General features: G+C 69.7%; 17 protein-coding genes. 14 read left to right on the top strand and 3 right to left on the bottom strand.

What is annotated here, in order from left to right; genetic code table 11:
- Positions 1–121: 121 nt before the first annotated feature.
- Positions 122–3,514, bottom strand: coding sequence for a hypothetical protein (locus tag ACH4EW_RS05260; protein ID WP_398251648.1), 3,393 nt, complete (start codon positions 3,512–3,514; stop codon positions 122–124).
- Positions 3,515–3,746: 232 nt separating this feature from the next.
- Between ACH4EW_RS05260 and ACH4EW_RS05255 the strand changes: the two genes are divergently transcribed.
- The 14 genes from ACH4EW_RS05255 to ACH4EW_RS05190 all read left to right on the top strand — a co-directional run bounded on the left by ACH4EW_RS05255 (position 3,747) and on the right by ACH4EW_RS05190 (position 16,967).
- Positions 3,747–5,297, top strand: coding sequence for a phage tail sheath family protein (locus tag ACH4EW_RS05255; RefSeq protein ID WP_398251645.1), 1,551 nt, complete (start codon positions 3,747–3,749; stop codon positions 5,295–5,297).
- 69 nt (positions 5,298–5,366) lie between these two features.
- A complete protein-coding gene (locus tag ACH4EW_RS05250; RefSeq protein WP_072488539.1) occupies positions 5,367–5,810 on the top strand; it encodes a phage tail protein in 444 nt (147 codons plus the stop codon).
- Positions 5,810–6,268: a hypothetical protein gene (locus ACH4EW_RS05245; protein ID WP_398251642.1), complete on the top strand. Its 459-nt coding sequence runs from the start codon at positions 5,810–5,812 to the stop codon at positions 6,266–6,268. Before ACH4EW_RS05250 ends, ACH4EW_RS05245 begins: the two co-directional genes overlap by 1 nt.
- Positions 6,265–6,408: a DUF6760 family protein gene (locus ACH4EW_RS05240; protein ID WP_093896703.1), complete on the top strand. Its 144-nt coding sequence runs from the start codon at positions 6,265–6,267 to the stop codon at positions 6,406–6,408. Before ACH4EW_RS05245 ends, ACH4EW_RS05240 begins: the two co-directional genes overlap by 4 nt.
- A 29-nt stretch (positions 6,409–6,437) precedes the next feature.
- On the top strand, positions 6,438–8,300 hold the full coding sequence (locus tag ACH4EW_RS05235) for a hypothetical protein (protein ID WP_398251639.1): 1,863 nt from the start codon (positions 6,438–6,440) through the stop codon (positions 8,298–8,300).
- Between the two features lie 51 nt (positions 8,301–8,351).
- Positions 8,352–8,789 carry a phage tail protein gene (locus tag ACH4EW_RS05230; RefSeq protein ID WP_093549687.1) on the top strand — a complete coding sequence of 146 codons (438 nt, stop codon included), beginning with the start codon at positions 8,352–8,354 and terminating at the stop codon, positions 8,787–8,789.
- Between the two features lie 5 nt (positions 8,790–8,794).
- Positions 8,795–9,601, top strand: a complete 807-nt coding sequence (locus tag ACH4EW_RS05225; RefSeq protein ID WP_398251636.1) for a LysM peptidoglycan-binding domain-containing protein — start codon at positions 8,795–8,797, stop codon at positions 9,599–9,601.
- Positions 9,601–11,628, top strand: coding sequence for a VgrG-related protein (locus tag ACH4EW_RS05220; protein WP_398251633.1), 2,028 nt, complete (start codon positions 9,601–9,603; stop codon positions 11,626–11,628). Before ACH4EW_RS05225 ends, ACH4EW_RS05220 begins: the two co-directional genes overlap by 1 nt.
- Before the next feature lie 45 nt (positions 11,629–11,673).
- Entirely contained in the window at positions 11,674–11,967 is a 294-nt protein-coding gene (locus ACH4EW_RS05215; RefSeq protein WP_398251630.1) for a PAAR domain-containing protein, read from the top strand.
- 6 nt (positions 11,968–11,973) lie between these two features.
- On the top strand, positions 11,974–12,387 hold the full coding sequence (locus tag ACH4EW_RS05210) for a GPW/gp25 family protein (RefSeq protein ID WP_266747450.1): 414 nt from the start codon (positions 11,974–11,976) through the stop codon (positions 12,385–12,387).
- Positions 12,384–14,342: a putative baseplate assembly protein gene (locus ACH4EW_RS05205; protein ID WP_398251627.1), complete on the top strand. Its 1,959-nt coding sequence runs from the start codon at positions 12,384–12,386 to the stop codon at positions 14,340–14,342. The genes ACH4EW_RS05210 and ACH4EW_RS05205 overlap by 4 nt, the downstream gene beginning before the upstream one ends.
- Positions 14,343–14,347: 5 nt before the next feature.
- Positions 14,348–14,881: a phage tail protein gene (locus tag ACH4EW_RS05200; protein WP_398251625.1), complete on the top strand. Its 534-nt coding sequence runs from the start codon at positions 14,348–14,350 to the stop codon at positions 14,879–14,881.
- 305 nt (positions 14,882–15,186) lie between these two features.
- Entirely contained in the window at positions 15,187–16,002 is an 816-nt protein-coding gene (locus ACH4EW_RS05195; protein WP_398251622.1) for a discoidin domain-containing protein, read from the top strand.
- 170 nt (positions 16,003–16,172) lie between these two features.
- Positions 16,173–16,967, top strand: coding sequence for an SAM-dependent methyltransferase (locus tag ACH4EW_RS05190; protein WP_398251619.1), 795 nt, complete (start codon positions 16,173–16,175; stop codon positions 16,965–16,967).
- 99 nt (positions 16,968–17,066) lie between these two features.
- Here ACH4EW_RS05190 and ACH4EW_RS05185 read toward each other — a convergent pair whose 3' ends face one another.
- Together ACH4EW_RS05185 and ACH4EW_RS05180 are read right to left on the bottom strand one after the other, a co-directional pair.
- Complete coding sequence (locus ACH4EW_RS05185; protein WP_398253263.1) at positions 17,067–18,425, bottom strand: diaminopimelate decarboxylase; 1,359 nt, start codon at positions 18,423–18,425, stop codon at positions 17,067–17,069.
- Positions 18,426–18,557: 132 nt separating this feature from the next.
- Positions 18,558–20,252 (bottom strand): PucR family transcriptional regulator, encoded by a 1,695-nt coding sequence (locus ACH4EW_RS05180; protein WP_398251616.1) that lies wholly within the window; start codon positions 20,250–20,252, stop codon positions 18,558–18,560.
- Positions 20,253–20,791 lie beyond the last annotated feature (539 nt).

Here is a 20,791-nt window from a genome sequence, read left to right as displayed (position 1 = left end):
ACACTCCCCGTTGGCATGGTTAGATTCCATCCCGAGCATCAAAGATGTTAGCAACTCATGTAAACGCCGTCTAGATGCCGTGCCGGTGCATGCGGTAGTTCTGATCGAATGATCTTGTGCTCTATCCGCCGGGTTGTTTCTCTCGGAGGACGATTGTCGACTCCCCGATGCCCTTGACGTCAGGGAATTCTGCTGCCAATGCGGCGCCGATCATCTGGCCTAGATGTACTAACTTGGGGGTGTATTGCATGTCGGGGAAGATGGCCTTGTCCCACTTGCGGCGTCTGCCCTTCTTTTCCACAACGCGTTGGAATTCCTCCGGATCCACCACGAACATGTCGATGTCGAACTCTTGTGGGTTGAAGTGTGTCTTGCCCTTCTGCTCCCCGCGCCATCCAGTGGACATGCTTCCGCGGTATTGGATCGGGTTGCCGTTGTAATCGAATTTTTCGATAATGGCGTCGATTCTTCTCTTCTTCCTCTCGTACTCCTCGCGCCATATCTGGCCTCCTTTTTCGTCGATTGTCTTGTCGATGGCATCAGGAGCGAGATCTGGGATGCCGGTCTTGGCTGCCCACTTCTTCAGGCTCTGTAGTTCGCGCTGGGCTTCGTCGATCACTTGGGAAATCAGATGTCTTTCAGCCTCGTTACTGCGTTCGTGCTTGCCGGCCCAACGCCTCCTGTATATGGCCTTGAAAGTGGTGACATGGGTTTCGTTGATGGATTCGATCCTGGGAAGGATGTGTTTTTGGAATCGTTCCTTCACTGCTTTGTCCTCGATGGTCTCCATATAGTGCTTAAAATTATCGATAGCGACATGGACTCTACTGAACTTGTCAATGAATAAATCCTCGTTCGCTGACGCCATGAGGACGTCGACGTCGCGCCCTTTGGGGGAAAAGGTCAGCGTGTGGGCCTCGCCCACCATGTTGAACGGAACGAGGATCTTGGGTGAGGGTTTATCGTCGAGCTTCTTGTTTTGTTGCTTATCTTCCTTCTTCTTGTTTTTATTCTTGAATTTGCTCCAGATTTTCCTTGCGGCCTTGGCGATGAAGCCCACGATCTTGTCGATGGCCCTGTTCACGGGCCTGGCGACCGCGTGGAAGACGGACTTCACCTTGTTGGCCAGGCCGCCGATGCCCAGGAGGGAGGCGAGGAAGCCGATGAGGAGCGGGACGCTGGCCGCCAGGGCGGCCTCGACCATCTTCGGGACGCCCGCCGATCCGCCGTTGGCTATGGCGACGACCGCGTCCAGGACCGCGTTGACGAACTCCACTATCTGGGCGCCCTGGTTCACGATGAACGTGACGATGTCGATGATTCCCTTGACCGCGCGGACGAAGGCGGAGGCGGGGTTGAGGAGGGAGATGATCCAGGTGATCCCGGCGATGATGACGGTGGGGATCAGGTAGCTGGTGAGTTTTTCGAGGATGGTGGCCTTGAGGTCGCCGGCCTCGGCCTCGATTTCCTTGACGGCGCCCGCGGGGCCCTCGGTGGCGAGTTTCTTCGCGACGGGGACGGAGGCTTCGACGGCGGTCAGGGCCTGGTCGGGGATGCCCTTGCGGGTGATGCGGGCGCGGATGTTGTCCCAGGTCAGGCCGAGAAGGGAGGCGATGAGCTGGATGATGCCCTTGAGGTCGAACTTCTGGGGGAGTTCGAGGCCCGCCTTGACCGCGGTGCCCAGGAGCCAGGAGACGACGCCTGTCTTGAGGTGTTCGGCGACGTTGGTGATGAAAAGGTTGAGGCCGGCACCGACCGCGCGTACGAGGTTGCCGAGGAACCCGATGGGGTCCTTGATGATCTTCATGATGGCGGAGGCGGCCTTGGCGAGGATGCCGAGGAGGAGGTTCTTCAGCTCGTTGATCGTTTTGACGGTGCCGACGATCAGGTCCTTCGCCTTCTGAACGAGGCCCTGGTTGGCTTCCTGGAGCTTCTTGATCTCCTCGTCGACCTTGTTCAGGGCGGCGGTGTATTTGTTGGCGAGGTCCTGGACGAGTTGTTCGGACTTCTCGTTGACTGTGGCTTCGAGGTCGTCGAATTTGCCTGCGAAGTCGTTGGCGGCTTCCTGGCCGAACTGGCGGAGGTCTGCGGGGAGTTTGTCGACCTCGGCCTTCAGTTCTGCCCGGCCCTTGGCGATGCGGGCCTTTGCCTTGCCGAGTTCGGCGCCGATGATGTCGGCGACGGAGGAGATGACGGTCTGCATCTTCGCGACGTAGAGCTTGCGGGCTTCCTGGAAGAGGTCGTTGGCCTCCTCCGGCATGCCCATCAGCTTGTCCTTGGCCCACTTCGCCGGGCCGAACATCCCTGAGTAGCGTTTGTCCTTGTACTTCTTCATGCGGCGCTTGTGGTCGGCGGTGAACGCGTCCCGGGCCGCTTTCTCTCCTTGGGTGAACGCGGTGTCGACCTTTTTGTCCAGGTCGGAGAGGGTTCCTTCGACGTCCCTCTTCGTGCTGTCGTAGACCGTCTGGAGCTTGGCCGTTACCTCGGCGCGTTTCTTCTCGTCCTTCGACTTTGTCTCGCCCTTGCCGCCGTCGACCTGTTTGCCCGCCGAAGTGCGGGTCGCGGTCAGGGCGTTCATGGCCTGGGCGCCGGAGGCTGCGGCTCCGGCCTTGGCGGTCGAGAGTTGTTGGGCTTCGGCTGCTTTGCCCTTGGCGGGGGCCTTCGCGGAGTCCGTCTCGGCGGTCTTCTTCGCGGTCAGGGCCTGGTCGAACTCGGGCTCGTTGCCCTTGGCGAGCTGCTCCTCGGTGACCTCCGCGTCCGCCATTGCCTTGTCGTTGGCGGCGGGGCCCTTGGAGAAGTCCGTTACGGCGGGAGGTTGTTGAGCGGGGACGGCGTCTGCTGCGGATGGGGCGCCGGGGTTGGCGGGCGGCTGGTCGGGGGTCATCGGGGTGACGGGTTTGTCCTTGGCCGCCGAGGTGTCCGGTGGGGCCTTGGTGGCCGTGTCGATGTCCTTGGCCGAGGACTCCTTGCCGTCCTTGACCTTTCCGTCGACCTCGCCCTTGATCTGGTCGGCCTTGCCGGACTTGGAGAACTTGTCGGCCTGGTCGAGGTTCTTCGGGGCCTGGGCGTCGATGGCCTTGTTCACCGCGTCGATGAACGCCTGCTTGTTGAACTCGCCGGGCTTCGCGGCGTTCATCTTCTCGGCGTTGGCCGCCTTGCCCTGGGCCTCCTTGTCGTCGGGGGGCGCGACCGCCGCGTCCTGTGCTGATTTGGACTCGGTGGTGGCGGGGGCGTGGTGGGCCAGGCGGAGTTTCTTCGCCGCCACGTCCGCCTTGACCTTGCGGAAGCCGGGGGCCTGGGCGGGGGAGGGTTTCACCGGGGCCGTGTAGCGCTGGGCGACCAGGCGGGAGACGGCCGCGTTGCCCGCTGCGCGCTGAAGACGTTGCAGGCTGCGGGGGTCGGGGGCGGGGCGGTCGCCGGGCGGGCGTTCCGGTGCCGTCGTCGTACGGGAGACGTCCGGATGAGCGGGAGAGGAACGAGCAGTAGAGGGGTCCTTCTCCGGAACCGCCTTCATCCGCCCTCCCGGCCGCACATGTGCCCTGTCGCCGTCCCAGGGTGTGCGCAGTGCCTGCGCAGTACGCAGGGCATGCGCACCGCGGTCGGGGCAGCTCCCGGCGGTACGTACAGCACATGGGCATTGCCTGATCGGGCAGCGGCCGGTGCACGGGTGGGCGGCCGAGTGTCCGTTCCCGGTGATCGCGGGTGTCACGAGAATTGCGGGCGTTCCCGGCCAAGGAGAGACTCATATGCCGTCGTACCTGTCCCCGGGCGTCTACGTCGAAGAGATCGAGTCCGGGTCCCGGCCGATCGAAGGGGTGGGCACCTCGGTCGCCGCCTTCGTCGGCTTCGCCCAGAAGGGCCCGTTCGACGAGCCGACGCTGATCACCAACTGGAGCCAGTTCGCCGGCACGTTCGGTGACTTCGTCGACGGTACGTATCTGGCGTCGGCCGTGTACGGGTTCTTCGCCAATGGTGGTGGCGTCTGTTACGTGGTGCGCATCGGTGACGGCACCGAGCCGCCGGCCGAGGACGAAAGCAATGAGGCCGCCGGACAGTTGCCCGCAGGGTCGGAGACTCAGCTCGGGCCGTACGCGGTGAAGCCCCGCCCCGGCGTGGCCGGAGAGATCACCGTCGACGTGACCGAGGTGGAGGGGGACGATCCGCCCTCCGACGTCTTCCAGCTGATCGTGAAGCGGGACGGGCAGGTCGCCGAGACGTACCCGAGCGTCACGACCAAGCGCAGCAAGGAGAACGTCGCCACCCGGGTCAATGCGAAGTCGGAGCTCATCGAGATACGCGAGACGGCCCGCGGCGCCGCCCCGGCCAAACCCGAGCCGCAGAGCGTGACCCTGGCCCCTGCCGCGCCCGCCTCACCCGCAGCCGGGGCGCTGACCCCCGAGCTGTACGTCGGCGATCCCGACCGCCGGACCGGTCTCGGCGGGCTCGAAGCGGTCGAAGAGGTCACGACCGTCGCCGTACCGGACCTGATGAGTGCGTACGAACGCGGGCTTCTGGACCTGGAATCGGTCATCGCTGTGCAGCAAGGGATCGTCACCCACTGCGAGTTGATGGGTGACCGCGTCGCCGTTCTCGACCCGCCGCCCGGACTGAGCCCGCAGCAGATCCGTGCCTGGCGCACCGGCCGCGCCAACTTCGACTCCAAGTACGCCACGCTCTACTACCCCTGGATCCGGGTCGCCGATCCCTCGTCCGGGCGTGCCCGGCTCGTTCCGCCGAGCGGCCACATCGCCGGGATCTGGGCGCGCAACGACGAGTCGCGCGGTGTGCACAAGGCCCCGGCCAACGAGGTCGTCCGCGGGGCGGTCGCCCTCCAGACCCAGCTGACCAAGGGCGAACACGATCTGCTCAACCCGATCGGGCTGAACTGCATCCGGTCCTTCCCCGGACGCGGCATCCGGGTCTGGGGGGCGCGCACACTGGCCTCGGACCCGGCCTGGCGCTATCTGAACGTCCGGCGCCTCTTCAACTACCTGGAGGAGTCGATCCTCGCCGGTACGCAGTGGGTCGTCTTCGAGCCGAACGACGACGCCCTGTGGGCCCGTATCCGGCGCACGGTCTCGGCGTTCCTGGTCAACGAGTGGCGCAAGGGGGCGCTGTTCGGGCTCACCCCGGAAGAGGCGTTCTACGTCAAGTGCGACCGCGAGACCAACCCGCCGGAAAGCATCGATGCGGGTCAGGTCATCTGCGAGATCGGGGTGGCACCGGTCAGGCCGGCCGAGTTCGTCGTCTTCCGCCTCTCCCAGCTGACCGGGGGCACCGGAGGCGTCGACGAGTAGCGCCGCCGGGCCGTAGCAGCGCGGCGTCCTGAGGTCCACCAAGCGGTAAAAGCGGTAAAGGAGCCTGTTGTGCCACTTCCCGATCTCGACAGCACCGTCGGGGCCTCCTTCGGCCTCGAATTCGACAGCGTCGTCATCAAGCAGATCACCGAGGTCAGCGGTCTGAAGATGGAGCAGGACGTCATCGAGCTGAAGCAGAACACCGCCGACGGCCGCTACGCCATCAAGAAGCTCCCCGGCAGGCCGAAGGCCGGTGAGGTGACCGTGACCCGCGGTCTCACCGAGGACAACAGCTTCGAACGGTGGATCAAGGACTCCCGGTTCGGCCGGATGACCGCGGCCCGCCGCAACGGTGCGGTGATCGTGTACGACCACGAGGGCATTGCCATCAAGCGCTACAAGCTCATCAACGCCTGGCCGAAGTCCTTGGAGATCGGCACCCTCAAGGCCGGTGACACCTCGGTCCTGACGGAGAAGCTTGCGATCACCTACGAGAGCATGGAACTCGACTGATGCGACGTACGGCTCCGGCGGAGGCCCTTGAACGGCCGGACGCGCACCTTGCGGCCGACGGCAGCGGACGGTCGGGCCAACGCGACACGCTCCGGACCGAGTTCACCTTCGAGCTGCCGCGCGGGTACGTGGACGAGGCGGGCGTCGTGCACCGCACGGGCGTCATGCGCCTCGCGACCGCACGCGACGAACTCGTCCCGCTGCGGGACGACCGGGTGCGGGAGAACTCCGCGTACCTCTCGGTCGTGCTCATCGCCAGGGTCGTCACCCGGATCGGCACGATCGACGACATCCACCCCGGCATCGTCGAGGACCTCTTCGCCTCCGACCTGGCCTTTCTCCAGGACTTCTATCGGCGGATCAACGCCGAGGGACACACGCGCGCCGCCGTCACCTGTCCGTCCTGCCAGGAGGAGTTCGCGGTGAATCTCGCCGGTGGCCGCCTGGGGGAATCGTGACGTACGCGGCCGACCTGCTCTACGAGGAGGTCGCGTACCTCGCCTACCACTTCCACTGGCCGCTCGATGAGCTGCTGGACCTGGAGCACCCGGAACGACTGAGGTTCGTCGCACAGATCGCTCGCCTCAACGGGCAGTAGCGCACAGCGCAGGGAGGGCGGGAGAATTCATGGGCCTGATGTCCTGGCTGCGCGTTGGCGGGCGCACGGGTACGGGTACGGGGAAGGCTGCGGGTGCGGAGTCCGGCAGCGGGAGTGCTGCTCCGGCGGCTGAGCCGCGCGAGCGGGTCGATGTGGCCGAACTGCCGCCCATTCAGCGGAGCGTGGGTACCCCGGATCTGGTCATCGACCCTTCCGGGTTCGAGGGATCGCTCTCCACCCGGCAGGATGCCTCGCTCGGGACGCCCCTCGGGCATCTGGTCAGCCCGGACGCGCCCACCGGGCTGGTGCACGGGATCACCGCCCCGGCCGTACCGGTCACCGTGGACCGTCCGTCGCCGGTGCAGCGGACCGTGAAACGTTCGGTGGAGCGGCCGGTCGGGGCCAGGTCCGTCCCCCTGCCGGTCTCCCTGTCCGTCCCTCTACCCGTGCCTCTGTCCGTCCCTCTGGCCGTGCCCATGCAGCGCGTTGTTTCGGGTGATGCGCCCGCGATGACGTCGGCCGGGGAGCCGGCCGTGGCGGAGTTGCCGGTACGCCGACTGGTGGGCGAGCAGCCCTTTGCGCCGGCCTCGGCACCGGAGCCGACATCCGAATCGGCCGCGCCCGGACCCCCACCCCCGACCCCGTCCCCGCCTGTACAGCGTTCGGTGCTGCCTCCGGCAGCGGACCGGACCCGTCGTGTGCCCGGTCTCGGTGCGCCCATGCCCGCACTGCCGCCGACGGCGCAGCGACTGCCTGCCGCCGATGGTCCGGATGGTCAGGATGCGGCGGAGTCCGGGGTGATGCCGGTTGCCCGGAGTGTGGCGGACGGCGGGACCGGTGAGTCCCCCGAGGCCGCTCGGGTGCCCGCGGCTCCGGAGCCGGCCCCGGACTCCGACGGGCCCACCGCGCCGCTGCTCGGCGACTCTCCCCTGGTCCCCGCCGCGTCGGAGTCCACATCGGCGGCTCCCACATCGGCGGCTCCCACGCAGGCGGTGCAGCGGACCCCCACCGTGCCCGCGCAGGCGCCCCTGGCGCCGCCCCCGGCCAGCGAGCCGGTCGCGCCGTTGCTCGCCGGCCGGCCCTTGACGCTCCAGTCAGGGCAGAGCGGTGCGGCGGGCGCCGTACAGCGTTCCGCCGTGGACGGTGCGGCAGCGGCTGCGTCCGCCGGTACGGGGTCTGTGCCCGGACCCGTGCCGCCGTCCCTGCCCGATGCCGTTCCCGTGCGGTGGACGTCTGCCGGGTCGGGGGCGCCGTCGGCGGCGGTGACCCCATCCGTATCCGTACCGGCTGTTCTGCAGCGTGTCGCCACGTCGCCGGGGCAAGCGGCGGGTACGCCTTCCCCGTCGCTCCCCGCCTTGCAGCGTCAGGCAGTCGGGGGGCCGCCGGTGCCTCGATCATTTCCGGGTTCCGGTAGCAGCACCGCACCGGCCTCACCGTCCGCACCGCCCTCAATGTCCACATCGGCCTCACCGTCCGTACCGTCAGCGCCGTCCGGACCCGCTGCCCCCTCCTTCACCTCGGCCGGTTCGGTCGCCGTGGCCTCCGGAGTGGCGCAACGGATGGCCGACGGCAGCGTCGTCTTCGGGGCGCCGCCACCGTCGTACGCGCCGCCCGTCGTCCAGCGCGAGACCGAGACCGAGGAGCCACCGCCACCGGATCCGCCCCAGGAGGCCGCGCCCGAACCCGACCCGGAGCCGCAACCGGAACCCCGACCTGCGGCCGAGGGTCGCGGCGCGCCCGGCGCTCCCGGACACGGCGCCGCGCCAGGAGGTGCGCCCGTCGTCACCGACGAGCTGGTCCGCGCCCTGTACCCGCCGCTCAGCAGGCTCTTCAAGGCGGATCTGCGGCTGGAGCGCGAACGAGCGGGGTTTCTCATCAACACCCGGCACTGAGGAACAGCGATGAACAGCAGCGACACCACAGGGAATTGAGAGGTACCTGCCATGGCCACCGCCCAGGACAACGATCCCGCAGTCAGCGTCTGCTTCGTCGTCACGATCGACGACATCGAGCTCGGGTCGTTCAACACATGTGACGGGCTGGGTTGTGAAGTGGTGCTCGAAACACGGGAGGAGGGCGGCAACAACGGACATCTGTGGCAGCTGCCGACCCGCCTGAAGTACTCGAACGTGAAGCTGTCCAGGCCGCTGACCAAGGAGACCGAGAAGGTGGCCCGCTGGTTCGCCACCATGACGACCGGGTTCAGCCGCAAGACGGCACACATCGAGGCGCGGACCGGGGACGGGCAGAAGGTGGCCCAGTGGGGGCTGCTGGAGGTCGTGCCCGTCCGCTGGACCGGCCCCTCATTCACCCCCGAATCGCCCAAGGTCGCGATGGAGACGATCGAGATCGCCCATCACGGCTATGTGATGGAGGGCTGACCGAAGTGAGTGGCGCAGGTCCCATCGCCTTCAGCGCCGCCGGTACGTCCGGGGCGTCGGCGGCCGCGAAGGCGGGCCGGGGGGCTTCGGCCCGGCCCAAGCTGGAGCATGCCTATCTGGAACTGCGGACGCCGCCGACCGGCGGTGGTCTCACGCCCGGCGGTCCGTGCGGACGGATCGACTTCCAGTTCAACCCCAAGGAGCTGAGCCTCACCAAGGCCGCCTCCTGGAAGCGGAGTCCGGCCAAGGGCGCCAAGAGTTCAGGCCCGCCGGAATATCAGGGCTCGCAGCCCAGCAAGCTCACTGTGGAGATGTTCTTCGACGCCAGTGACACCCAGGACACCCGCGTGGTGACCTCGGTGGAGCAGCTCTTCGCGTGCTGTGTGCCGACGAGCGAGACCCGTCAGCAGCAGCGTTCGTCTCCGCCGTGGGTGGTCTTCCACTGGGGCGGGCTGACCGGGTTCCCCGGCTACGTAAGCCAAGTACAGGCGAAATACACCCTGTTCACCACGTCGGGTGTGCCGATCCGGGCCGTTTGCCAGGTGACGATGGAGGAGATCAGCGGCGACACACCGGGGCAGAACCCGACGTCGGGCGCCCTCGCGGCCCGCCGGGTTCACCGGCTGGACGCCGGGGATTCGCTGCCGTCGCTCGCCCAGCGGGAGTACGGCGATCCGGCGGCCTGGCGGGTGATCGCGGAGGCGAACGGGATCGATGACCCGATGCGCCTGGCCCCCGGACAGCAGCTGCTGCTCCCCGCGCTCGACGAGCTGAACCGGCTCGACGAGGAACGGGACGGGGGACGGTCCTGATGGCCCAGCCGGGCGTCGCGACGGCGCTGGTGGTGGAGTTCGGCGGCCGGCCGCTGCCGCCCAAGTTCGTGAACACACTGGTCGAGGGGTACGTCGACGACAGCCGGACGCTCCCCGACCTGTTTCTCCTGCGCTTCCGCGACCCGGACCGGGTGCTGCTGGAGCAGACCGGGCTGAAGATCGGCAGCGAGGCCCGGCTGCTGGCCCGCGCGGGCGGTGACACGGCGCCGAAGCCGCTGCTGAAAGGGGTGGTCACCGCCCTGGAGGTGGAGCTCGACGAGACCGGCACCTTCACCGTCGTACGCGGGCTCGACGAGTCGCACCGGCTGTTCCGGGGCCGTCGGGTGGCCAGCTACCAGAACATGACGCTCGCCGACATCTGCGCCCGGGTGGCGCAGCGCGCCGGGCTGAAGCCGGGGACGGTGGACGTGGCCGGCCCCGTACTCGAACACATCGCCCAGCCCAACGTCACGGACTGGGAGTTCGTGCGCGATCTCGCGGAGGAGGCGGGTGCGCAGGCGTACGTACTCGACGGACAGCTGCACATCACCAGACCCGCGGAGGCGAGCGGCGCTCCCGACGGATCGGCTCGGGCCGACCGGAACCCGCTGGTCCTGGAGATGGGCAGCAATCTGCTGCGCTGCCGGGCCGGAGTGTCCTGTGCGGAACAGGTCTCCGAGGTCGAGGTCCGTGGCTGGGATGTCACGACCAAGCAGCCGCTCGTCGGGCGGGCGCCCGCGGGGAAGTCGGCCACGCTGGAGCTGGGGGTGAGCGCGGCCGAGGTGTCCGCGCCCTTCGGCGAGGCGCGTTTCGTGGTCACGGACACGGCGTACGGGGCGCAGGCGCAGGTGGACCAGGCGGCGAAGGCCCTGGCGGAGCGGATCGCCGGATCGTTCGCCGAGCTGGAGGCGGTGATCCGGGGGAACCCGGAGGTGCGGGCGGGCAGCGCGGTGGCGCTCAACGCGGTGGGGGCGCCCTTCGAAGGGCGGTACACGGTCACGTCGTCGCGTCATGTCTTCGACCCGGTGCGCGGGTACGAGACCTGGCTCACGGTCTCCGGGCAGCAGGAGCGTTCGCTGTTCGGGCTGACCGGCGGAGGGCCGGGGGCGGGCGGGTCCGGAGCAGGGCCCAGTGGCGGGTCGCGCTGCGTGGGGCTGGTCAGCGGGACGGTGACGGACACCCACGATCCGGAGGGCTCGGGGCGGGTCAAGGTGCGGTTCCCATGGCTGTCGGACGAGTACGCGAGCGACTGGGCGCGCACGGCGCAGTCGGGCGGGACGAGCGGCGGCGAGGCGTTCATCCCCGAGGTCGGGGACGAGGTCCTGGTGGGATTCGAGCACGGGCATCTGGACCGTCCGTACGTCCTCGCCGGTCTGTACAACGGGAAGGACCGGCCGTCGCAGGGCAGCGGCGGCGGAAGTGGCAACGGTGGCAATGGCAACGGCGGCAGTGGCAACGGCGGAAGTGGCGGTGGCGGTGCCGGGGCAGGAGGAGCAGCCGGTGCGGAGGCCGGTGCCGTGACCGGCGTTCCGGCCCCTTCCACCTCCGCATCCGCCCCGGGAGGCGGGCTGGTCGACCCGACCACCGGGGCCGTCAACCGGCGTTCGGTCGCCTCCAGGGGCGGAAACCAGCTGGAACTCCTGGACGGCGCAGGCGGACCGCAGGGCGTACGCCTGCTCACCGGCGACGGAAAACTGAAGATCGATCTCGACAGCAGGGGCACCGTGATCGTGATCAACAGCGACGGCAGCGTGAACATCGAGGCCAAGCAGCAGGTGTCCATCAAAGCGGCGCACGGGGTCGCGCTGGACGGCGGGCAGGGAGCGCTCGAACTGAGCGGTGAAAGCGTCACATTGACGTCCCGCGGCGGAGTGCGGGTCGACGGCGGAAACGGCGAGGTCAAGCTCTCCACCGGCGGCACGGTGGACGTCCGGGGCGCCCAGGTCGCGGTCAACGGAACACAGCGGACGGACATCAAGGGTGGCAGCTCCCTGGCCATCAACGCGCCCCTGGTGAGGATCAATTGACGGCGCGGACGCGCCGAGCGGGCTGAGCGAGAGGAGCGGACTTCCATGTCAGCAGCCGCGGCGGCAGCCGCACGGGTCGGCGACCCCACCGGACACCCCGGCACGGTCGGGCCGCCAGGTGCCCCGTCCGTGCTCATCGGCGGCCTCCCCGCTGCCACGGTCGGCACCCCGCACCTGTGCGCGTCGCCGCCGCCCGCGGTGCATCCGCCGTCCGCGATCGCGCCGCCCGGCAGCGCCACGGTGCTGATCTGCGGGCAGCCCGCCGCACGCGTCGGGGACCTGGCCGCCTGCGGCTCCCCCGTCGTGTCCGGCTGCCCGACGGTGCTGATCGGAGGCTGAGCGTCCATGGGGCAGCAGTTCATCGGCGCGGGCTGGGCCTTCCCGCCGCGTACGGACGCCACCGGCTCCATCGCCCTGGTGCGCGGCGAGCACGAGCTGGAGGAGTCCATCCGGCTGATCCTGGCGACGTCGCCGGGCGAGCGTCCCATGCGCCCGGAGTTCGGCTGCGCGATCAACGACTACGTGTTCGCCCCGGCGGACGCGGGCACGGCCGGGCAGCTGGCGTACGAGGTACGTCTGGCGCTGGACCGGTGGGAGCCCCGGATCGAGGTCACCGAGGTCGTCGTCCGGTTCGACGAGGTCGACAACGGGGTCCTGTACATCGACATCGGCTACACCGTCCGGGGCGCCAACGACCCCCGGAACCTGGTCTTTCCGTTCTATGTGATCCCGCAGCACGAGGAGGGGGACGGCGCGTGACGCTGCCCAGTCCGCATCTGGACGACCGCCGCTTCCAGGGCCTGGTCGACGAGGCGAAACGCCTCGTCCAGCAGCGCTGCCCCGAGTGGACCGACCACAATGTGTCGGACCCCGGCGTGACCCTCATCGAAGCCTTCGCGACCATGGTCGACCAGCTCGTCTACCGGGTGAACCGGGTTCCGGAGAAGAGCTATCTGACCTTCCTCGACCTGATCGGTGTCCGGCTCCACCCGCCCACGGCCGCCCGCACCGATGTGACGTTCCGGCTCTCCGCGCCGCAGCCCGAACCGGTACGGGTGAGGGCCGGTACGGAGGTGGCAACCGTCCGTACGGAGACCGAGGAAGCGGTCGTCTTCACGACCGGCCGCGAACTGTCCATCGTGCCGTGCGAGTTCGCCCATCTCGCCACCTGGCCGACGTCCGGCGACGCCGTCGACCGTACCGAGGAACTCACGCTCGGCCGGGCCGTCCCCTGCTTCGACACCACGCCCGCGCCCGGCGACGCCCTCTATGTGGGCCTGTCGGCCGCCGTTCCGTCGGGCGTCGTCGTGCTGCGGCTGGACTGCGCGGTCGAGGGCGTCGGCGTGGACCCGCTGCGACCGCCGCTGCTCTGGGAGGCCTGGGACGGCAGCGCCTGGACGGTCTGCGAGGTCGAGAAGGACGACACCGGCGGCTTCAACCGGTCCGGGGAGCTGATCCTGCACCTTCCGGAGGGACACACTCCGGCCGTTGTCGTGCGCCGGACCGGCGGCTGGCTGCGCTGCCGCCTGGTGGAGGCCGCCCCCGGGCAGCCCACCTACATGGCGCCCCCGGTGGTGCGCCGGATCACGGCGTTCACGATCGGTGCGACCGTCGGCGCGGTGCACGCCGAGACCGTCACCGACGAGGTACTCGGACCGGCCGAAGGCGTACCCGGACAGACGTTCACGGTGAGCCGCCCGCCGGTCGTCCCCGGGGAATTCGTCGTCGAGGTCGCAGACCCGGCGGGGGGCCCGCAGGGCACGGAGTGGACCCGCGTCGACGACTTCGCGCACTCCGGACCCGACGACCGGCACATCACGCTCGACCCCAACTCGGGGCGGGTCGAATTCGGTCCGGCGGTACGGGAACGGGACGGCTCCATCCGCTACTACGGCGCGGTGCCGCCGAAGGGCGCCACCGTACGGGTGCGTTCGTACCGTACGGGCGGTGGCCTGCGCGGCAATGTCGCCCGCTCCACGCTCCGGGTGCTGCGCAGCGCCGTCCCGTACGTGGCCCGGGTGGAGAACCGGCGGCCCGCCCTCGGCGGAGTCGACGGCGAGACGGTGGACAGCGCACGGGTACGCGGGCCGATGACCCTGCGGACCCTGCACCGGGCCGTCGTACCGCACGACTACGAACTGCTGGCCCGCGAGGTCGCGCCCGACGCGTCCAGGGTGCAGTGCATCCCGGCCGGCGGGGACTCGGACGTCGAGGCGGGCGGGGTGCGGCTGCTCGTCGTACCGGCCGGAGGCAGCGACGAGCAGGGCCGGATCCGGTTCAACGACCTCATCCCGCCGCAGCACACTCTCGCCCTGATCGCGGGGCATCTGGACGAACGAAGGCCCATCGGCGCCCGGTTGGTGGTCGAACCGCCCTACTACCAGGGGGTCACCGTGGTCGCCTCGATCCAGGCCCGCAGGGGCGTCGTGCTGGAGCGGGTACGCGAGGAGGCGCTTGCGGCCCTGTACGGCTACTTCAATCCGCTGAGCGGCGGACCGGGCGGCGAGGGCTGGCCGTTCGGCCGGCCGATCCAGTCGGGCGAGGCGTTCGCCGTACTGCAACAGGTACCGGGCGTGGACCTGGTGGAGGACGTACGGCTCTTCCCCGCGGACCCGGTGACCGGGCAGCGCGGCGAACCCACCACCAAGATCGCACTGGACCGGCACGCACTGGTCTTCAGCTACGAGCACCAGCTCCGGGTACAGGAGGCCTGACCACCATGCGTACAGCCGTGACCGGCCTGCCGACACCCCACCCGCTGGTCGAACAGCTCCCGGCGGTCTACCTGGAGCAGGACTTCCTGCAACGGTTCCTCGCGGCGCTCGACGACGTACTCGCCCCGGTCCTGCTCTCCATCGACAATCTGCCCGCCCACCTCGACCCCCGCAGCGCGCCGGAGGACTTCCTGGCCTGGCTGGCCCAGTGGGTGGCCGTCGACACCCGTGCGGACCACCCGGTCGAGCAGCGGCGCGCGGCGGTACGGGGCGCGGTCGAGCGGCACAGCAGGCGCGGCACCGGACGTGGGCTGGCGGAGGCGGTGTTCCTGGAGACCGGGATCGAACCGGACATCGTCGAGAGCGGCGGCACGGCGTGGTCGTCGACGCCGCACACGCAGTTCCCGGGCGGCCCGCGGCCGTGGGTGACGGTCCGGGTGCGGGCGGCACAGCCGTACCAGGTCGACCGGGTGCGGCTGGAGGAGCTGATCCGTACGGAGATTCCGGCACATGTGGGCTTCGACCTGGAGGTCTCGTGATCTGTGAGGCGTGCGGACAGAGCAATGCGCCGGGGACACAGTTCTGCACGTCGTGCCGGGCGTTCCTGGAGTGGGAGGGGGCGCGGCGGGCTGGTGGCGGTTCTCCCGCTCCCCCTGCTACTCCCGCTTCTCCTGTTCCCGCACCGCAGCCGCCGCCCCGGCCTGAGCCGTCCCCACCGCCGTCTCCCGCGCCCCGGCCTCAGCCGTCCCCGCAACCGCAGCCGCACCCCCACCCCCAACCCCACCCCCAACCCACTGTCGCTCCGGCCGCCCCGCGTCGTCCCGGAGACGAGCCGGACGAGTCGGTGCCCGGGCCCGAGGCGCTGCCCGACGCACCTCCGGGCCCCCCGCACACACCCCAGGGACCGCCTCCCGCCACCCCCGTCCGCTGCCCCAACTGCCATACGGAGAACGCCCCGGACCGCACCCTTTGCATCCGCTGCGCGCTGCTCCTCGACCCGGGCCCGCCGCCCGAGGCCCGGCCTCCGTGGTGGCGCCGGATCCTCCGCGGACGACCGCGCCAGGCGCCCGTCGCCGGCACCCGGCCGCGGCGCAGGCTGTGGCGCCGCCCCGGCCTGACGCTTCCGATCGTGCTGACCGTGGTGGCGTGCGGCGTCTGGTTCGCTCTTCCGCATCTGTCCGGCTGGTTCGGCTTCGCCAAGGACGAGACCGGGACGCCGGAGGCGCTGCCGCCGACCCGGTTCCGGGCCTCCAGCACGGCTCCGGGCCACCCTGCGGGCGCGGCGTTCGACGGTTTCAACAACCGTTACTGGGCGCCGTCGGACGCGGCCCCCGAAACGGGGGTGGGCCAGTACCTGGAGTGCGACTTCGAGCAGCCGGTACGGGTGCTGAAGCTGGTGGTCTTCTCCGGTACGTCGACCAAGATGGACGAGTTCCTCACCCAGGCCCGCCCGGCCAGGATCACCGTCCAGCTCACCTCCGCCGATGGAACCCGGGTCAGCAGGAAGCTGCGAGTCAAGGACCAGCCCGGCCAGCAGACCTTCGACCTGCGCGGTTCGGAGATCGTCCGGGCCCGGCTCACCACCGAAAACACCTACGGAGCGGGCCGTGGCCGCCAACTCGCCGTCGCCGAGGTCGAGTTCTTCGGCCGCAGGCCGTGAGCCCGGAACGCTGAGTCCGTAACCCGTGACCCGTAACCCGTAACCCTGACCCCTGAACACGGAATCCGGTGAAGTTCTCCTCCCGTCCTCCTAGAATGCGTACGCCTCTGCCCTCGCGGGTACGGGCGTACGGCTCGCTCGGCGGCGTTACCCGGTGATCGGAGTCCTTCATGACCGCAGGTTCAGATACGTCCGTGTCCCGGATCGACACCAGCAGGCCGCATCCGGCACGGGTGTACGACTACCTCCTGGGCGGCAAGGACAACTACCTCGTCGACCAGGAGGTCGGCGAGAAGCTCCCCGAAGTGGCCGGGCGGGCCTGCCGGTTGAACCGGGCGTTCATGCACCGCGCATCGGCCTGGGTGGCCGGGACGGGCGTCGACCAGTTCCTCGACATAGGCACCGGCATCCCCACCGAGCCGAACCTGCACCAAGTCGTCCAGGCGGTCAACCCGGCGGCCAGGGTCGTGTACACCGACAACGACCCGATCGTCCTGCGTCACGCCGAGGCCCTGCTGACCAGCACACCGGAGGGCGCCACCTCGTACATCGAGGCGGATGTACACAACCCGGAGACGATCCTCGGACATGCCCGCGAGTTCCTGGACTTCAGCAGGCCCGTCGCGCTGTCACTCATCGCGCTCATGCACTTCATGGCGGACGAGGACGACCCGTACGGCATCACCCGGACCCTGGTCGACGCCCTGCCGTCCGGCAGCTACCTGATGCTCTCGCACGGTACCGCGGATTTCCTGCCGGCCGAGCTGACGGACCGGATCAGCGGTACGTACCGGGACGTCGGGATGACGATGCTCCCCCGTAACCGCGCCCAGGTCGAGCGGTTCTTCGAGGGGCTCGAATTCGTGGCCCCCGGACTGGTGTCGGGCCCCGAGTGGTACAAGGACACGGAGGCTCCGGAGTACGAGCCCAATGGGGTGTACGTCGGGGTGGCGCGGGTCCGCTGACCCGGGCGGTGCCGCTGACCCGGGCGGTACCACGGGGCCGGGCAGCGCCACGGGACCCGGCCCCGCACCGGGACCCGGCCCCGCGCCACGGTTCCGGCGTCAGTCCGTGCCCAGGCCCACCAGCGCGTCCGCGTGCGCGAGACCGCTCTCCTCGACGACCTCACGCACACTCTGCGGCTCTCGCACCAGCGCGAACCGCACCCGCCCGTCGGTGCCGGTCCGGTAGCCGTAAACAGCGGGCCGCGGCAGCGAGTTGTACGAGAAGTGCGACGAGAAGTAGTACGCCCCGGTGTCGTACAGCGCCACCACGTCGCCGGGCTCGATGACCGGAAGCTCGCGCCCGGCCGCGGTGAGGTCCCCGGCGAAGCAGCAGGGACCCGCGATGTCGACGATCTCCCTCGGGCCCTGCTTGGGGCGGCCGGCGGCGTCGAACGCCCCGACGCGCAATGGCCAGGCACCGGGCATGAACACCGTGCGGGTGGCCACCTGGGCCCCCGCGTGAGTGACCGCGATCTGCCGCCCCCCGGCCGACTTGGTGTACTCGACGAGGGTTGCGACCGTTCCGCTCTTGGCCAGCAGGGAGCGCCCGAACTCCGTGATCAGGGTGTAGCGCCCCTCGAAGAGGCCGGGCACGGCGTCACGGAGTTCTGCGACGTAATCGGCGTACGTCGGACGGTCGTCCTCGCTGTCGAAGTTGACGGGCAGGCCGCCGCCGATGTCGAGCCCGGTGATCTGTGCGCGGCCCAGCTGCGCGTTGATGCGCTCGGCCAGTTCGTACGCGACGCGGATGCCCTGGGCGATGAGCGGCAGTGGGCAGCCCTGGGAACCGACGTGTGCGTGCAGGCGGCTGAGCCACGGCCGACGCGCGAAGGCGTCGATCACCGCGTCGACGGCCCCCGGATCGCGCAGCGCGACGCCGAACTTCGAGGTCGCCGTCGCGGTGCTCATCGCATCGATGGCACCAGCCCCCACCTGGGGATTCACCCGCAGCCCGATCGGCCCGGCGGCCGCTCGCCCGGCCAGCAGACGGTCGACGCGGGCCATCTCCTGGAAGTTGTCCAGGTTGATCGCGATGCCATGAGTGAGGGCGAACTCCAGCTCCTCGACCGTCTTCGCGGGGCTGTCGAAGACCAGCCGGTCGTACGTGAACCCGGCCGCCAGCGCCTGTTCCAGCTCACCGGGCGAGGCCACCTCGCAGCCCATCCCGGCCTCGGCGAGCAGCCGCAGCACGGGCACCAGGCCGCACGCCTTGGCCGCGAACGTGTGCCGTACCGGGGCGGGCCCTTGGAACGCCTCGTTCAGCGCGTCGACGGCGGCGAGCACACCGTCCACGTCGAGGAGACCGACCACGGGCGAGTGCGGACCGAGCAGCCCGTCCTCGACGGCACCCGCCAGCGCCGCCGCACGCCGGGTACCGCGCTGCTGGGCTGCCGAGCCTTCTGCCGAGCCGGAAGTCATGTGAACCACAACAACAACCCTCCATCTGTCACGTCGGCTGTACGGACAGCTTCGACGCGCAGAGCAAGGCGTGTCTTCGACCGATACGACGATGCCTGCCCGGTTTCTTTGTCGCACCGAACAGCTCAGGGATCAACGGCTGCTCGACCCGTGCGCTCCGCGCGCCGGGATCCGCAGCCCGATGTCCGCCAGTAGCCGCACGGCCGGGTCGGCCAGATCGACGCCGAACAGGTTCCGGGCCCGGCTCAGCCGGTACCGCAAGGTGTTGGGGTGCACATTCAGGCGCTGCGCGGCCGTGCCCGTATCGCCGAACGCGTCGAGGTAGGCGGCGACCGAATCGCCGTACTGCGAACCGTGCGCGCGGTCGTGCTCCACCATCTTGTGCACGGGCCCCGACAGCGAATTCCACAACGGCTCGACCAGGTCGAGCACCCGGAGCACCGACGTGTCGGCGACCACCTCGCCGAACGCCGCCACCGCCGACACCACCTCCGCGACCGGCAGCCCCGACGCCCGGTCCCGCAGCACCCGCACCACCAGCTCCGCGGCCTCCCGCGACGCGGGCAGCCCCGACAGGCCCGCCGCCACGGGCCCGACGCCCGCGAACACCACGCTGCGCGGTACCGAGCGAGCCGTCGCCAGCAGGGTGCGCGCCGGCTCGGCCTCACCGTCCCCCGCAGGGACCAGGACGTACAGCCGCCGCCCGGACCGCGCGGTCACGCACCCCGGCCGGTACGCGGCGGCCTGCAGGGCGAGCACATCCAGAACCCGCTGCTCGGCGGCGCCCGGGGCCGCGGAGCCGACCGCCCGGCTGTCGTACGCCTCAGCGACCATCACCGCGTACCGCCGGTGCGCCGCGATCCCTGCATCGTGCGCGGCCTGCGACGTGTGCGCGGCCCCGTCCAGGACCGCGTGCACCGCACCCTCCCGCGCCCTGGCCGCCGCCAGGCCCCACGTCCGATGGTGGGAAAGATGCGGCACGGCGGCCCGGGCCGCCGTGCGCAGCGCCGCCGCCGCGCTCTCGGCGAGCGGCCGGCCGTCGGCGGCGGCCCAGATGGACCCGAGCACCTCGGACCCGTGGCGCACGGCGATGGCCAGCCGCTCGGCGGACCGGTCGTCGGCGGCCCGGCGCACCACGTCGTCGGTGCTCCACAGTGCTTGGAAGAAGCCACTCTCGCGCAGTTCGTCGACCCGCCAGCGAGGAACCTCCTGCCCGAGGATCGTCAGCCGGCGCATCGGATCGGGTTCGTGGTCCATCCGCGAGTACGCCAGCACTCGCGACTGCGGATCCTCGATCGTGATGGCACCGCCGACCAGGTAGGCCACCGTATTGGCCAGCCCCGACAGATCGCCCAGCCGCAACCCGCCCACCCCGTCGGGGCCGGCCGATCCGATGGCGGAACAGGACGGGGAGCTGTGCACCAGAGCGGTCCGCAACCGACCGAGCACCTCCGTCCACCCCTGCCCCGGCTGCCGGGTCAGCAACGCCGTACGCCCCTGACCGGCCGCCTCCACCAGTGCCGCCCGCGGCCCGCGACGGCCCCGCCGCATGACCACGGCCGCGGCCCCGGCCCGGTCGGCGTCGCGCAGCACGTCGATCGCCTCGGGCGAGGCGACCTCCACACCGACGGCGAGCAGGATCAGCCCGGACGCAGCCGGGGCATCGTCGTCCCGTTCCTCACCGGGATCGTGCAGCACCACATCGGCCACCGGCACGCCGGTACCGCGCGGTGCCACGACGACATCGAGTATTCCGGGGGCGATCAGCCCGAGGATCTGCTCCAGCGAGGGCCATGCGTCGTGCCGGTCCGGTTCATGCGCGGGCATCCACCCATCATGGTTGGCGGTCCCTGACGTGAGCCACCACCAGGGCGCGGAATCCGTCGAACTCGATGTTCCCGTGGCGCGGGCCGCGTAGCACGGCGTTCTGGTCCCTGCGCATCGGCACCAGAAGTTTTTTCCGGAAAAGTACGAAAACCCTTGACGTGGGCGAAATGGGGAGGAGAATCTTCAATACACCAGAAAACCAGAGCGAGCCGCACCGTCGGCGAAGACGTTCACCGATACGCGTGACCCTCTCGTTGGCTCTGGCCAGGCCCCCGGCGGATCCTCTTGACCCCGGAACTTTCAGCGACGGTTGAAAGCTCATGGAATCAAGAAGGACTACCGGGGACTGCATATGTGCGCCCACGAATGGAATGCAGATGGGCCCCACCGCTCGCGGTGGGGCCCATCTCTGTGTCACCGGCATCTTCGCCCGGTCCGTCCTTGGCGTACGCCGTGGACTTCACCGTCGGGTCGCCGGCGCTCGACCGCCTGCGATCCGCTGCTCGCCGACGTGTAGGGCAACCCGGACTCGACAAGGG

The sequence above is a fragment of the Streptomyces sp. NPDC018000 genome, from assembly GCF_044328025.1.
Lineage (GTDB): Bacteria > Actinomycetota > Actinomycetes > Streptomycetales > Streptomycetaceae > Streptomyces.
Note: the sequence above shows the minus strand (reverse complement) of the source record. Positions and strands in the feature narration are given on the sequence as shown.

Coding starts and splice junctions, on each gene's coding strand:
- ACH4EW_RS05260 (WP_398251648.1), bottom strand. CDS start 3,514: ATGAAGGCGGTTCCGGAGAAGGACCCCTCTACTGCTCGTTCCTCTCCC.
- ACH4EW_RS05255 (WP_398251645.1), top strand. CDS start 3,747: ATGCCGTCGTACCTGTCCCCGGGCGTCTACGTCGAAGAGATCGAGTCC.
- ACH4EW_RS05245 (WP_398251642.1), top strand. CDS start 5,810: ATGCGACGTACGGCTCCGGCGGAGGCCCTTGAACGGCCGGACGCGCAC.
- ACH4EW_RS05235 (WP_398251639.1), top strand. CDS start 6,438: ATGGGCCTGATGTCCTGGCTGCGCGTTGGCGGGCGCACGGGTACGGGT.
- ACH4EW_RS05230 (WP_093549687.1), top strand. CDS start 8,352: ATGGCCACCGCCCAGGACAACGATCCCGCAGTCAGCGTCTGCTTCGTC.
- ACH4EW_RS05220 (WP_398251633.1), top strand. CDS start 9,601: ATGGCCCAGCCGGGCGTCGCGACGGCGCTGGTGGTGGAGTTCGGCGGC.
- ACH4EW_RS05215 (WP_398251630.1), top strand. CDS start 11,674: ATGTCAGCAGCCGCGGCGGCAGCCGCACGGGTCGGCGACCCCACCGGA.
- ACH4EW_RS05210 (WP_266747450.1), top strand. CDS start 11,974: ATGGGGCAGCAGTTCATCGGCGCGGGCTGGGCCTTCCCGCCGCGTACG.
- ACH4EW_RS05200 (WP_398251625.1), top strand. CDS start 14,348: ATGCGTACAGCCGTGACCGGCCTGCCGACACCCCACCCGCTGGTCGAA.
- ACH4EW_RS05190 (WP_398251619.1), top strand. CDS start 16,173: ATGACCGCAGGTTCAGATACGTCCGTGTCCCGGATCGACACCAGCAGG.
- ACH4EW_RS05185 (WP_398253263.1), bottom strand. CDS start 18,425: ATGACTTCCGGCTCGGCAGAAGGCTCGGCAGCCCAGCAGCGCGGTACC.
- ACH4EW_RS05180 (WP_398251616.1), bottom strand. CDS start 20,252: ATGCCCGCGCATGAACCGGACCGGCACGACGCATGGCCCTCGCTGGAG.